The 14,272-nt window shown below is 45.3% G+C and carries 13 protein-coding genes and 1 riboswitch; of the genes, 6 read left to right on the forward strand and 7 right to left on the reverse strand.

Features of this window, described 5'->3' with window-relative positions:
- Positions 1-429 precede the first annotated feature (429 nt).
- From hemG to AB4371_RS16175, 3 genes are read right to left on the reverse strand one after another with little or no spacing between them, the layout of a single operon-like run.
- Entirely contained in the window at positions 430-957 is a 528-nt protein-coding gene (gene hemG, locus AB4371_RS16165) for a menaquinone-dependent protoporphyrinogen IX dehydrogenase (protein WP_065584162.1), read from the reverse strand.
- 10 nt (positions 958-967) lie between these two features.
- Positions 968-2,425 carry a TrkH family potassium uptake protein gene (locus AB4371_RS16170; RefSeq protein ID WP_008223210.1) on the reverse strand — a complete coding sequence of 486 codons (1,458 nt, stop codon included), beginning with the start codon at positions 2,423-2,425 and terminating at the stop codon, positions 968-970.
- 34 nt (positions 2,426-2,459) lie between these two features.
- Positions 2,460-3,083, reverse strand: a complete 624-nt coding sequence (locus tag AB4371_RS16175) for a YigZ family protein (RefSeq protein WP_017058823.1) — start codon at positions 3,081-3,083, stop codon at positions 2,460-2,462.
- Between the two features lie 227 nt (positions 3,084-3,310).
- Here AB4371_RS16175 and fadB point away from each other — a divergent pair, with 227 nt between their 5' ends.
- The 3 genes from fadB to AB4371_RS16190 all read left to right on the forward strand — a co-directional run bounded on the left by fadB (position 3,311) and on the right by AB4371_RS16190 (position 7,895).
- Positions 3,311-5,482, forward strand: coding sequence for a fatty acid oxidation complex subunit alpha FadB (gene fadB / locus AB4371_RS16180; RefSeq protein WP_017058822.1), 2,172 nt, complete (start codon positions 3,311-3,313; stop codon positions 5,480-5,482).
- A gap of 26 nt (positions 5,483-5,508) precedes the next feature.
- Positions 5,509-6,672 (forward strand): acetyl-CoA C-acyltransferase FadA, encoded by a 1,164-nt coding sequence (gene fadA / locus AB4371_RS16185; protein ID WP_017058821.1) that lies wholly within the window; start codon positions 5,509-5,511, stop codon positions 6,670-6,672.
- A gap of 242 nt (positions 6,673-6,914) precedes the next feature.
- Positions 6,915-7,895, forward strand: coding sequence for an MDR family oxidoreductase (locus tag AB4371_RS16190; protein WP_017058820.1), 981 nt, complete (start codon positions 6,915-6,917; stop codon positions 7,893-7,895).
- A gap of 135 nt (positions 7,896-8,030) precedes the next feature.
- On the opposite strand, the gene AB4371_RS16195 is transcribed toward AB4371_RS16190, so the two are convergent.
- Together AB4371_RS16195 and AB4371_RS16200 are read right to left on the reverse strand one after the other, a co-directional pair.
- Positions 8,031-8,972 carry a LysR family transcriptional regulator gene (locus tag AB4371_RS16195; protein ID WP_372127987.1) on the reverse strand — a complete coding sequence of 314 codons (942 nt, stop codon included), beginning with the start codon at positions 8,970-8,972 and terminating at the stop codon, positions 8,031-8,033.
- Between the two features lie 156 nt (positions 8,973-9,128).
- A complete protein-coding gene (locus tag AB4371_RS16200) occupies positions 9,129-9,314 on the reverse strand; it encodes a hypothetical protein (RefSeq protein WP_004736674.1) in 186 nt (61 codons plus the stop codon).
- Positions 9,315-9,463: 149 nt separating this feature from the next.
- Between AB4371_RS16200 and tusA the strand changes: the two genes are divergently transcribed.
- Positions 9,464-9,715 carry a sulfurtransferase TusA gene (gene tusA, locus AB4371_RS16205; protein ID WP_004736675.1) on the forward strand — a complete coding sequence of 84 codons (252 nt, stop codon included), beginning with the start codon at positions 9,464-9,466 and terminating at the stop codon, positions 9,713-9,715.
- Between the two features lie 83 nt (positions 9,716-9,798).
- Here tusA and AB4371_RS16210 read toward each other — a convergent pair whose 3' ends face one another.
- Both AB4371_RS16210 and AB4371_RS16215 read right to left on the reverse strand, forming a co-directional pair.
- Entirely contained in the window at positions 9,799-10,053 is a 255-nt protein-coding gene (locus AB4371_RS16210) for a hypothetical protein (RefSeq protein WP_017058818.1), read from the reverse strand.
- Between the two features lie 147 nt (positions 10,054-10,200).
- Positions 10,201-10,758, reverse strand: coding sequence for a TMEM165/GDT1 family protein (locus tag AB4371_RS16215; RefSeq protein WP_004739245.1), 558 nt, complete (start codon positions 10,756-10,758; stop codon positions 10,201-10,203).
- Between the two features lie 93 nt (positions 10,759-10,851).
- Positions 10,852-10,968, reverse strand: a riboswitch (yybP-ykoY riboswitch).
- A gap of 210 nt (positions 10,969-11,178) precedes the next feature.
- On the opposite strand from AB4371_RS16215, the gene glyQ reads away from it, so the two are divergent.
- On the forward strand, positions 11,179-12,108 hold the full coding sequence (gene glyQ, locus AB4371_RS16220) for a glycine--tRNA ligase subunit alpha (protein WP_004736678.1): 930 nt from the start codon (positions 11,179-11,181) through the stop codon (positions 12,106-12,108).
- Positions 12,109-12,110: 2 nt separating this feature from the next.
- The gene (gene glyS / locus AB4371_RS16225; protein WP_193840193.1) at positions 12,111-14,177 is read left to right on the forward strand and encodes a glycine--tRNA ligase subunit beta; all 2,067 of its coding nucleotides are present in this window, start codon (positions 12,111-12,113) and stop codon (positions 14,175-14,177) included.
- The last annotated feature ends 95 nt before the right edge of the window (positions 14,178-14,272 follow it).

Genomic DNA, 14,272 nt, shown 5'->3' on the forward strand with positions numbered 1-14,272 from the left:
AAATAAATAGGAACAGAATGATAATGAATTGACTGTGCCGATAATAAATTATCGATTGGTCACTCAGTTCATTGAAATCAATGTGATTCCTAAGAATCAATTTTTGATATTCATCAACGAGTGCCCACACAGATTGATAGGTTTAAATTGTTAAAGAGCTTTTCCTTTTTGAGCTTCGCTCAAATCGGACGGCCATTTTAGCGATTTAAGTTTTAGTGTCAACCACTATTTTCAAAACTTTTTTCAAGCGCTTGGCTTGGCTAATTTGGCTTGCTGATTCGTTCTGGTTTCCTAAGAAGCCATCCCGTGTCAGCGAGGTGGCATTATAGAGATTTCGATCACACTGGCAAGCCCTTTTTTAAGTTTTTTTCGTTTTTTTATTCGTTCGATTAAAAAGAACTCAAAACGCCTCAAAAGCAGGCTTTTATCTTACATATTCTTCAGTTTTTCAGTGAACAAAGAGACTTTTTCCCAGTTTGTGTACTCAACTTCCTTCGTTGTATCCGTTTCACCACCTGTCATATTCATAATAAAGCGGATCATGGTTCTATCGAACCAGTTATAACGTGGGTAATAGAGGGCACCTGCAAATACACCGATTAAAGTCGGCTGCCATGGAGACTTGGTAAGGAACTTCTTAATATACGCACTGCCTTCTGGTGTATCTTTGCCTTGGTCTTCTTTACGCGCCGTTAAGTTAACACAGAAGAACGCAACCTTGCTTGATTGCAACTGAGTAAGGTTGGCATCAATAAATTGATATAGCTTCTTATTAAGGTGGCCATAACGAATCGATGCGCCAATCAACACTCTGTCGTACTGAGCAAAGTCCACCTTGCCAATAGTGTGCAGATCTTGAAGCTCACATTCGAACTCACTCATTTCTTCTTTTATATAGTTCAAGATTTTCTTGGTCTGCCCTTCACGGCTTGAATACAAAAATAGAGCTTTTGCCACAATGTTGTCCTTAGCTACGCCAAAACGTAGGGGTCAATAAGATTAATAAGGTGAAGATTTCTAATCGGCCAAACAGCATAGATACGATAAGTACCCATTTTGCTTTGTCGTTCACATCGCCAAAGTGCACCGCGACTTCACCAAGGCCCGGGCCAAGGTTATTTAATGTCGCCGCTACCGCAGAGAAAGCACTCAACTCGTCCATACCAGTTGCAATAAGAGCCAGCATACAAACCACAAACACTAATGCGTATGCAGAGAAGAAGCCCCAGACCGCATCTACAACACGTTGTGGTAGTGCAGAACCGCCAACCTTGATGGTATAGACAGCCCGTGGATGAACAAGACGCTTCATTTCACGAGCACCTTGCAGAGTAAGTAGTAAGATTCGAATCACTTTCATACCACCACCCGTAGAACCTGCACATCCCCCTATAAAAGAAGAGAACAAAAGCAGTACGGGTAAGAACAATGGCCACTCTGAGAAACCCGTCGTTGTAAAACCCGCGGTCGTAGAGATAGACACGGTTTGGAACAAGGCTTGGTCGAAAGCATCGTAGTACGAATCATAAGAGTGATGATTGAGCAGTAATAAGAAACAAACCAAGAACAGTACTGCCTGAATAAAGATAAAGGCGCGGAACTCAGGATCTTTCCAATAATACTTAGGATGCACACCACCTGAAGCAAATGCAGCAAAGTGAAGCGAATAGTTACATGCGGATATAAGAAGGAACACAACTGTAATCATGTTGATCGCAGGGCTATTGAAATACCCCATGCTCGCATCGTGAGTCGAGAAGCCACCAATCGCAATAGTAGAGAAGCTATGACTGATGGCATCAAAGAAGCTCATCCCAGCAAGCCAAAACGCCACTGCACAAGCAATGGTTAAGCTCAGGTAGATGTACCAAAGCGCTTTTGCCGTTTCAGCAATACGCGGAGTCATCTTGCTATCTTTTACTGGACCCGGGATTTCAGCACGATATAACTGCATACCACCGATACCCAGAACAGGGAGGATAGCTACCGCTAATACGATGATACCCATACCACCAAACCATTGTAGGAACTGACGATAAAAAAGAATCGCCTTAGGCAGATCATCGAGGCCGACAATTACGGTCGCACCTGTCGTAGTTAATGCAGAGAAGGATTCGAAGAAAGCATCGGTTACCGACACATTGGGGTTATCGGCGATCAAAAACGGCAGCGCACCCGCACTACCGATTACCGTCCAAAACAGAACAACAATCAAAAAGCCATCACGCGCTTTCAATTCATGCTTATAACGTCGGTTTGGAAACCAGCAAGTTGCTCCACAGAATAAGAGAACGAAGAAGGTCGTCACAAATGGCACACCCGCACCATCTCGATAGATCAGTGCGACGAGCGCAGGAGCAAGCATTGATACACTAAAAAGTGCTAATAATAATCCGACGATTCGAATAATTGAGCGAAATTGCATGAGCTATTGAACGAAGCGAAATGCTTCACACTTCCTAGTTGTCTTTGACTTTCGTTACCAGTGCCTTAGCACCGCTTTTATTGATCATGGTTTGGGTAAACGAATCTACCTGAAGGAGCTCTATTTCAATAATAAGCTCAACTTGAACACCATAATCCGCTTGGACCTCAACAGCCTGATGCTGAGCCATGATGGATTGTGCGATCGGCACAAAGCCATAGTCTAACTCTAGCCGTAATTTTGTGGTTATTTTTTTCTCGATAGTTTGAAGCAGCTTGAGAGCTTGTTGTACGCCACCGCCGTAAGCCTTAACCAAACCGCCGGTTCCAAGCTTAATTCCGCCAGAGTAGCGCGTCACAACAGCCGTTAATTCACCGACACCAGAGCCCGATAGTTGCGCCAAGATAGGCTTACCCGCTGTACCCGAGGGTTCACCATCATCACTGAAACCCCAAAGCATTGAGTCTTCAGGTCGACCAGCAACAAAACCCCAACAGTTATGTCGTGCTGAAGAATGCTCTTTTTTCACCTGTTCTACGAACTGTTTTGCAGCTTCAACACTTGGAGTATGAGCAAGATGCGTAATAAAGACGCTCTTTTTTATCTCTTCTTCAAACAGAGCCGACGCAGAAGGTATTAAATAAGGCTGTTCATTCATATCGTTAACTTAGTTAATAAGAGCGACGAAGTGTATCACGCGTGAATAATAAGGGTTAGAGGATCTGTGCCATCGCACAATGTTAAACAATTGTTTAAAAAATGTATTGAAATTAATCAAGCAGAGGTACAGACTAAGATAACTGGTCTTACCAGGTATTCTACAATAATAGAAAGATAACAAGATTCTCTCAAACAATCGTGGATTGTATGTCATGGAGATAGACAATGATTTACCAAGCTAACACCCTACAGGTAAAGGAATTACAAGATGGTATTGCGGAATTAAGCTTCTGTGCACCAGCCTCTGTAAACAAACTCGACCTTGCTACTTTAGAATCACTAGATAAAGCGTTAGATGCTCTTAATGCTCACGCAGGATTACGTGGTTTAATCTTAACTTCAAACAAAGACGCGTTCATTGTAGGCGCAGACATCACTGAATTTCTTGGCCTATTTGCTAAGCCAGAAGCAGAACTTGATGAATGGTTAAGATTCGCTAATTCAATCTTCAGCAAGCTCGAAGACCTTCCTGTCCCAACTCTTTCAATGATGCGTGGCCATGCCCTTGGCGGCGGCTGTGAATGTGTACTCGCTACCGATTTCCGTATCGGTGACAAGACCACCAGCATTGGCCTACCTGAAACCAAACTTGGCATCATGCCTGGTTTTGGTGGTTGTGTACGCCTACCTCGTGTTATCGGTGCTGACAGCGCAATGGAAATTATCACGCAAGGCAAAGCATGCCGTGCAGATGAGGCGCTTAAAGTTGGCTTGTTAGATGCGATTGTTGAAACAGACCAGTTACTAGAATCGGCAATCAATACCGTTTCTCTGGCTGCTAATGAAAAATTAGACTGGCAGCTACGCCGTAAACAAAAGACATCAGCGCTTTCACTAAGCAAACTCGAAGCGATGATGAGCTTTACCATGGCGAAGGGCTTAGTTGCTCAAAAAGCAGGGCCTCACTACCCAGCTCCGATTACTTCTGTGATTGCGATTGAAGAAGCAGCACGCAGCAATCGCGATGCAGCACTCGACATCGAACGTAAGCACTTCGTTAAGCTAGCGAAATCGGAAGAAGCAAAAGCATTAGTTGGCTTATTCCTGAATGACCAGTACATCAAAGGCTTAGCGAAACAAGCGGGTAAGTCAGCAAACAAAGCAACTGAGCGTGCAGCCGTACTTGGTGCAGGTATCATGGGCGGCGGTATTGCTTACCAATCAGCTCTAAAAGGCGTGCCAGTGATGATGAAAGACATCGCACAAGCATCGCTTGATCTAGGTATGAACGAAGCATCTAAGCTGTTGAATAAACGCTTATCACGCGGTCGCTTAGATGGATTCAAGATGGCAGGTATTCTGTCTTCTATTACTCCAAGCCTGCATTACGCGGGTGTAGAACAGTCGGATGTGATTGTTGAAGCAGTAGTAGAAAACCCGAAAGTAAAAGCAGCAGTACTGAGCGAAGTGGAAGGTTTGGTTGGTGAAGACACGGTTCTAACATCAAACACCTCTACAATTCCGATCAACCTGCTAGCGAAATCACTGAAGCGCCCAGAAAACTTCTGTGGCATGCACTTCTTTAACCCTGTGCATCGCATGCCTTTGGTTGAGATCATCCGTGGTGAACAAACTTCAGAAGAGACCATCAATCGCGTGGTTGCTTACGCAGCGAAGATGGGTAAATCCCCAATCGTTGTTAACGACTGCCCAGGCTTCTTCGTTAACCGTGTACTTTTCCCTTACTTTGGCGGTTTCAGCATGTTGCTACGCGACGGTGCTGATTTCACTAAGATCGATAAAGTGATGGAGCGCAAGTTCGGTTGGCCAATGGGCCCGGCTTACTTACTAGACGTTGTAGGCCTAGACACTGCACACCACGCACAAGCTGTGATGGCGCAAGGTTTCCCAGAGCGTATGGGCAAAGAAGGTCGTGATGCGATTGATGCACTTTACGTTGCTGAAAAATACGGTCAGAAAAACGGTAGCGGTTTCTACACATACAGCGTAGACAAGCGTGGTCGTCCGAAGAAGACCTTCTCTGAAGACATTCTTCCTATCTTGGCTGACGTATGTCAAGCACCACAAGATTTTGATGACCAAACAATTATCCAGCGCGTGATGATTCCAATGATCAACGAAGTGGTGCTTTGTCTAGAAGAAGGCATTATCGCGACACCGCAAGAAGCGGATATGGCACTGGTTTACGGTTTAGGCTTCCCTCCATTTAGAGGCGGCGTATTCCGCTACTTAGACAGTGTGGGCATTGGTAACTTCGTTGAAATGGCGAAAGGCTACCAAGACTTAGGTGCAATGTACCAAGTTCCTCAGCTATTGCTTGATATGGCAGCGAAGGGCGAAAGCTTTTACGACAGCCAACAAGCCAGTTCTCTGTAACCCACATTTGGAAAAGGAATAGCAAAATGAAAAATGTAGTTGTTGTTGATTGCCTTCGCACCCCAATGGGACGTTCCAAAGGTGGAGCTTTCCGTCACACTCGTGCTGAAGATCTGTCTGCACATTTGATGAAAGGCATTTTAGAGCGCAACCCAGAAGTAAACCCTGTCGAAATTGAAGATATTTACTGGGGTTGTGTACAACAAACACTAGAGCAAGGCTTCAACGTTGCACGTAACGCTGCCTTGCTTGCTGGTCTACCGATTGAGATTGGTGCTGTAACAGTCAACCGTTTATGTGGTTCATCTATGCAAGCTTTGCATGATGCAACTCGCTCTATCATGGTTGGTGATGCTGAAATCTGCCTGATTGGTGGTGTGGAGCACATGGGCCACGTACCAATGAACCATGGTGTTGATTTTCACCCAGGCATGTCAAAACACGTAGCAAAAGCGGCCGGTATGATGGGGCTAACCGCTGAGATGTTAGGCAAAATGCACGGTATTAGCCGTGAAGACCAAGATGCATTCGCAGCACGCTCACATGCTCGCGCTCAAGCAGCTACGGTTGAAGGTCGTTTCAAAAATGAAATTCTGCCAACCGAAGCTCACGCTGCAGACGGTTCTCTGTTCACTCTGGATTACGACGAAGTCATTCGCCCAGAGACAACAGTTGAAGGCTTATCCCAGCTGCGTCCGGTATTTGACCCAGCAAACGGCACAGTAACAGCAGGTACTTCATCAGCTCTGTCTGATGGTGCTTCTGCAATGCTTATCATGAGCGAAGAGAAAGCTAACGCACTTGGCCTTAAGATTCGCGCTCGCGTGAAGTCTATGGCTATCGCTGGCTGCGATCCTTCAATCATGGGTTACGGCCCAGTACCAGCAACCCAAAAAGCACTTAAACGTGCAGGACTAACCATTGAAGACATGGGTGTGATTGAGTTAAACGAAGCGTTTGCTGCTCAATCTCTACCTTGTGCTAAAGACTTAGGTCTACTGGATGTTGTTGACGAGAAAGTAAACCTTAACGGCGGTGCGATTGCTCTGGGTCACCCACTAGGCTGTTCTGGTTCTCGTATCTCGACGACGCTAATCAACCTGATGGAAGCACAAGACGTGAAATACGGCTTGGCGACTATGTGTATTGGTTTAGGCCAAGGTATTGCAACGGTATTTGAACGCCCATAGCGTTTACTGACTGTAATATTTGAAGGGTAATCTTTTGTGCAGCTATATTTATATAGCTGCACTTTTTATTGCTTGGCATCCAACAATGCATCGATTGTGTTCAGCGAACTCAACGAGAGAAAAACCAACCCTGACATCTATGCACAAAACGCATATATTCAATGTTGATGTTTCATTATTTTTTCTCGGATGATTCAACTAAAGTTACTTCAGTTTCCTAATATTCCTCCACGGAGCAGATCATGTTTAAAGCACTTGTACTAAACCAAGAAGACAAAAAAACTATCGCGTCAGTTTCTCAAATTGAAGAATCTCAATTACCAGAAGGTAACGTGAAGATTGATGTTAGCTACTCTTCTTTGAACTACAAAGATGGTTTGGCGATTACAGGTAAAGGGCGCATTGTTCGCAACTTCCCTATGGTTCCTGGTATCGACCTTTCTGGTGTGGTTTCACAATCTGATGACCCTCGCTACAAAGCAGGCGACGAAGTGGTTCTAACTGGTTGGGGTGTTGGTGAAGGTCACTGGGGCGGCATGGCTGAAAAAGCGAGCCTAAACGGTGATTGGTTAGTGCCAATGCCTAAAGGTCTAGACGCTAAGAAAGTCATGGCGATCGGTACAGCAGGCTTCACGGCAATGCTTTGTGTGCAAGCTATCGTAGATGCAGGCATCAAACCAGAAGACGGTGAAATCCTAGTTACCGGCGCAAGTGGCGGTGTAGGTAGCGTATCTATCACTCTACTAAACCAACTGGGCTACAAAGTGGCAGCAGTGACTGGCCGTGCTTCTGTAAACGGTGAACTACTTAAATCACTAGGCGCGACACGTATTGTAGAGCGTGCTGAACTAGAAGAACCAGCTAAGCCACTAGAAAAACAACTGTGGGCTGGCGCTATCGATACGGTAGGCAGCAAAGTGCTTGCGAAAGTATTGGCGCAAATTGATTACAACGGTGCGGTTGCGATGTGTGGTCTAGCAGGCGGTTTTGACTTACCAACCACGGTAATGCCATTCATTCTGCGTAACGTTCGCCTACAAGGTGTTGATTCTGTAATGTGCCCTCGTGAAAAACGTATTAAAGCGTGGGAACAACTGGCTGAGCTACTACCAGAATCTTTCTACGCTCAAGCAACCAAAGAAGTGTCTTTAGACGGTGCAATTCAAGCAGCAGAAGACATCACTAACGGTCAAATCACTGGTCGCGTAGTCATTAAACTATAGGCTCTCAAACATAAAGTTATCAAACCTTAAGCAACAGCTTTAGGCTTGGATAACCCAAAACAACAAAGGGCTGATTTTTATCAGCCCTTTTGCGTTTTTGTCATTCGGGTCAAGTGAACTCAGACTCAGATCCGGTTAACCCAAACCGACATCCGCAATCCGTTTTTGAATCAACTCACCACACTCTTCTTTTACCACTCTTCTTAACCATTGTTGTGAAGCAGAAGAATCGCAACGCGAGTGCCAGATCAGTGAGTAATCAAACGGCATAAATTCAAATGGTAATGGCTTAACAACCAAGTCATAACGCTCTGCTACCAAATAAGCCAAATCAGCAGGCACAGTAATCACCAACGGCATTCTATCAACAATCGCCAATGCAGCTTCAAGGTGATAAGCACGCAACACCATTTTACGAGGCTGTTGATTGGCTAACGCGTTGTCTAATAAAGCCTTAACACCATCACTGATCGCAATCATCGCATGTGGGAGTGAAACATAGTCTGCAAGGCTTAAAGGTTGATCGGCTAATGGATGGTGTTTAGATAACAGACACGACACACCAACCGGCCCCAAGACTTCTTGATGAAGTGGTGCAATGCTGCCACTCGGACGACAGATCGCCATATCAACGCGTTCGGTGCTGAGCTGTTTAAACAAATGCTCATGCTGCAACGGAGCAAACTCCAAAGAGATATTGGGTGCTTGTTCATAAATCTTAGGCAACGCATAAGGCAAGATGGTTTGCATCGCATAATCGGTGGTAGCGATCAGAAAACGTTCGCTGCAATAGTAAGGGTCAAAGTCACTCGGACTCAGCAATTGGCGAAAAGACTCCAAAGGCTGATCAATACGCTGACTGATCTCGAGTGCTTTCTTGGTAGGAATAAGGTGCTGACCTTGACGTGTAAACAACGGATCGTTTAGTAATTCTCTTAAACGCCCTAATACTCGACTGGTTGCGGATTGGCTTAAGTTAAGACGAAGCGCGGCCTGGCTTACGCTGCCCTCTTCAATCAATACCTTTAAAGCGACCAATAAATTAAGGTCTCTACGATAGATGTCTTCTAATTCCACGCCACTTACCTAGCTGTATACGATTGCCATTAGTCACTAAGTTGTTTATAGCATGCTTTAGATAAAAAAAATCCCGCAATTACGCGGGGAAGCCCAAGAAAATTTGGGGATAGTGTCGGAATGTTGTCGTATCGGAATTCGCTTGCTGTATTCGGGTTAGTGCTCTTGCTCTTCGGCTATGCCTTGCCAACGGCGCATCTCTACCCAAATACCAATAATCGTTGCTACTATGCCAAAAATAGGCATCAGTGAGGTCTCTGTCGATGAGCGTAGTACTAACGCACAAAAAGAAATAAAACAGAGAACCGAATAAATTGTTAATCTATCTAATCCTGTCAACATCGCCACTCCTTAGCTAGTTGCCTTTGCTTTAAGTTGTTATCAACTTGTTAACTAAGTTATAGGAAATGATTCTGTTTGCCAAGCACTTATTGCATATTTTTTCTGCAGACGTATTATTCACTCGTTAGATAGATATAGAGATACAAACCATGACATTCAAACCTGAACTGGCAACCCATACTTTAGAAGCTGAAGGCCTGCGTTGCCCGGAACCAGTAATGATGGTCAGGAAGACAATTAGAAACATGCAGGATGGCGATGTGTTACTGGTAAAAGCTGACGATCCTTCGACAACTCGAGATATTCCGAGCTTTTGTCGATTCATGGATCACCAGTTGGTAGGCCAAGCAACAGAAACGTTGCCTTACCAGTATTTGATCAGAAAGGGATTGGAGGCGTAACGCCCCACCGACTATCAAGTATCAAAAAAGCCGCTCGTACCTTATGTTCTTAAACAGAACTCAGAGTACGAGCGGCTTTTTGTTTATTCGCTTCTAGATTTGTTTTGCAGATGCTCCAGCTGATGCTGAATTTCTCGGATATCTTTGCGCATCGGAATAATATGCGCGACCCGAATCCAAGCCTCTACCGCAAGTGCAGTCATGATGATGGCACCCGCGACCATTGGCAGCCACATGTCCGTCAACACCATGCCTAACAGTGTAAGTGCAAGACCAAAAGTAAATAGATAACTTTGGCTTTGTGGAGTAATACCCATATAACGCGTCAACATAATCATGCCCTCGTGTTCTTAACTCACAAGATTAAAATATCATGACAAGTATGACAGTTATATGTCCATTCGCTCGATAAACCCCACAATACTGTAAGAGTATGACCTACAACACATTACTCTACTGATTGAGTATAATAAGACTCAAAACACTTACGAGTAAAACGCAGCAGCGATAGCTAAACCCACGAATAGCAAGGCTGTGATCTTACGAATCAGATCAAGAGGCATCTTATCAGCAGACAGCTTACCGATGATCACCACAGGCACATTTGCCAGCAACATACCAATGGTTGTACCCAGAATCACCCACGCTAATGCATCCGCATATTGAGCCCCTAGGATAGAGGTCGCAATTTGGGTTTTATCGCCGATCTCAGCAATAAAGAAAGCGATAAAACTGGCGACAAACGGTCCTCGGTTTGAGATCTGTTCATCGTCATCTAACTTATCGGGAATCAAAATCCAGCCAGCCATCGCAATGAAACTGACCACCAGCACCCACTTTAATACTTCAGGTGAAAGATAATCAGCAACCACGACCCCGAGCCATGCTGCAAGGGCATGATTGGCAATGGTGGCAAAGAAGATAGCTGCGATGATAGGTATCGGCTTGCGATATCGACTGGCTAATAAAAGAGATAGCAACTGAGTCTTATCACCGATCTCGGCTAAGGCGACAGTTGTAATTGAAATTGCTAAAACGCTCACGACATGCTCATTTGGGATGGGGATTATTATATTTAACCAAAGACAAACCTCGCGCCCCATCCCGGTTCACGATGCTTGTCTATGGTCTTGCTAAGCACCACCAAGGTGGTGGTTGCCTCGAACGCCATGATGATTTTGCATCAATTATGTTGACGAACGAACTCATTCAATAGGATATGAATAAGTAAGCTACTCCCCAAAGACCGCGAGATTTTAATAGCCCATGCTTTCAAACACAAGTGTCAAAGTTATCAAAATATCCACTTGTGCCGAAAAACAAACATTAAAGGCACAAAAATCCACTAAACGACATTTTAGACCACTAATTAAACAAGATTACCCCTACTCGCTTTACGAATATCTCGGTATACTCAGAGGTTATTTTTCTCATTCATTTAAAAGAATCGCGCGAACCTGACTATGCAAAAATACGATATCAAAACCTTCCAGGGAATGATCCTCGCGCTGCAGGATTACTGGGCTCAAAACGGTTGTACCATTGTTCAACCTCTAGATATGGAAGTAGGTGCAGGCACCTCTCACCCAATGACATGTCTACGAGCACTTGGCCCAGAGCCAATGTCTACAGCTTACGTTCAACCTTCTCGTCGTCCGACCGATGGCCGTTACGGTGAAAACCCGAACCGTCTGCAGCACTACTACCAATTCCAAGTAGCGCTAAAACCATCGCCAGACAATATCCAAGAGTTGTACCTAGGCTCCCTAGAGGTTCTTGGTGTTGACCCACTTGTTCACGACATTCGCTTCGTTGAAGATAACTGGGAAAACCCAACACTAGGCGCATGGGGCCTTGGTTGGGAAGTATGGCTAAACGGCATGGAAGTAACACAGTTTACTTACTTCCAACAGGTTGGCGGCCTTGAGTGTAAACCTGTAACAGGTGAGATCACTTACGGTATCGAGCGTCTAGCAATGTACATCCAGGAAGTAGACTCAGTTTACGACCTTGTATGGAACGTAGCACCAGACGGTTCTAACGTGACTTACGGTGACATCTTCCACCAAAACGAAGTTGAGCAATCAACATACAACTTCGAGCACGCAGACGTAGATTTCTTATTCACTTTCTTCGACCAGTGCGAAAAAGAGTGTAAAGAACTACTTGAGCTTGAGAAGCCACTGCCGCTTCCAGCTTACGAGCGCATTCTAAAAGCAGGTCACGCATTCAACATCCTTGATGCGCGCAAAGCTATCTCTGTAACAGAGCGTCAACGTTACATCCTTCGTATCCGCAACCTGACTAAAGCTGTTGCAGAAGCGTACTACGCGTCACGTGAAGCACTTGGCTTCCCAATGTGCCGATCTGTAGAAGAAAAGGAAGGTAAATAATCATGGCGAAGAATTTTCTAATTGAACTGGGTACGGAAGAGCTTCCACCAACGGCACTTCGTTCTCTAGCTGAAGCCTTTGCTTCTAACTTTGAAGCGGGTCTTAAAACTGCTGAGCTTTCTCACGAAGGCATCAAGTGGTACGCAGCACCTCGTCGTCTAGCACTTAAAGTAACAGCACTGGCTGAAGGCCAAGCGGACAAAGTCGTTGAAAAACGTGGTCCTGCTGTTTCTGTGGCATTCGATGCTGAAGGCAACGCGACCAAAGCAGCACAAGGTTGGGCTCGTGGTAACGGTATTACTGTTGAGCAAGCTGACCGTCTGAAAACAGACAAAGGCGAGTGGCTTCTTTTCAAACAAGAAGTGGCTGGCAAACCAGTTCAAGAATTGGTGATGGACATCGCTGCGAAAGCACTGGCTGGCCTACCAATTCCTAAAGCAATGCGCTGGGGTAACTCAGACATTCAATTTATCCGTCCAGTAAAAACACTGACTGTACTACTAGGTGATGAGCTTGTTGAAGGCGAAATCCTAGGCGTAGCATCTGCTCGTACTATCCGTGGCCACCGTTTCATGGGCGAACAAGAGTTCACAATCGACTCTGCTGACCAATACCCTGCGATCCTAGAAGAGCGCGGTAAAGTAATGGCAGATTACGAAGCGCGTAAAGCGATCATCCTTGCTGATTCGCAAAAAGCGGCAGCTGCGGTTGGCGGTACAGCTGACCTAGAAGATGACCTTGTTGAAGAAGTAACGTCTCTGGTTGAATGGCCAGTAGTACTGACAGCGAAGTTCGAAGAAGAGTTCCTAAAAGTCCCTTCTGAAGCGTTGGTTTACACCATGAAAGGTGACCAAAAGTACTTCCCTGTTTACGATGACAACAAGAAGCTACTACCGAACTTCATCTTCGTATCAAACATCGAATCTAAAGAGCCTCGCCACGTAATCGAAGGTAACGAGAAGGTTGTTCGTCCACGTCTTGCTGATGCTGAGTTCTTCTTCAACACAGACCGTAAGCGTCCGCTTATCGACCGTCTTGCTGAACTAGACCAAGCTATCTTCCAGAAGCAATTGGGTACGATCAAAGACAAAACAGACCGTATCACAGAGCTTGCAGGCTACATTGCTGAGCAAATCGATGCTGACGTTGAGAAATCTAAGCGTGCTGGCCTACTGGCTAAGTGTGACCTAATGACATCAATGGTATTCGAATTTACGGATACTCAAGGTGTGATGGGCATGCACTACGCAACACACGACGGTGAAGACGAGCAAGTTGCATTGGCACTTTACGAGCAATACATGCCTCGTTTCGCGGGTGACGATCTACCAAGCACTGGTATCTCTTCAGCAGTAGCAATGGCAGACAAGCTAGACACTATCGTAGGTATCTTCGGTATTGGCCAAGCTCCAAAAGGTTCTGACCCATTCGCTCTACGTCGTGCATCACTAGGTGTGCTACGTATCATCGTTGAAAACGGCTACAACCTAGACCTAACCGATCTGATCGGTAAAGCGAAAGAGCTACTAGGCGACAAGCTAACTAACGAAAACGTAGAAGCTGACGTTATCGACTTCATGCTAGGTCGTTTCCGCGCATGGTACCAAGATGCTGGTTTCAGCGTTGATATCATCCAAGCGGTACTAGCACGTCGTCCAACTAAGCCAGCTGACTTTGACCAACGTGTTAAAGCGGTTTCTCACTTCCGTGAACTGGAAGCAGCAGAAGCACTAGCAGCAGCGAACAAGCGTGTAGGTAACATCCTTGCGAAATTCGATGGCGAGCTACCAGCTGAAATTGACCTAACTCTTCTTCAAGAAGACGCAGAGAAAGCACTGGCTGAAAACGTTGAAGTAATGACAGAAGCACTAGAACCAGCATTCGCAACAGGCAACTACCAAGAAGCCCTAAGCAAGCTGGCTGATCTACGTGAACCTGTTGATGCATTCTTCGATAACGTAATGGTTATGGCTGATGACGAAGCGCTTAAGAAGAACCGTCTAACGCTACTGAACAACCTACGTAACCTGTTCCTACAGATTGCTGACATCTCTCTACTGCAAAAATAAGCACGAGTGAGACTGTTGCTCTAAGTCATACTCTGAGTAACTAACTATAAACACCCAAAGGGAAGCGAAAGCTTCCCTTTTTGTTTGTGCGCCGA

Source organism: Vibrio sp. 10N.261.51.A3 (assembly GCF_041471965.1).
Taxonomy (GTDB): Bacteria; Pseudomonadota; Gammaproteobacteria; order Enterobacterales; family Vibrionaceae; genus Vibrio; species Vibrio crassostreae_C.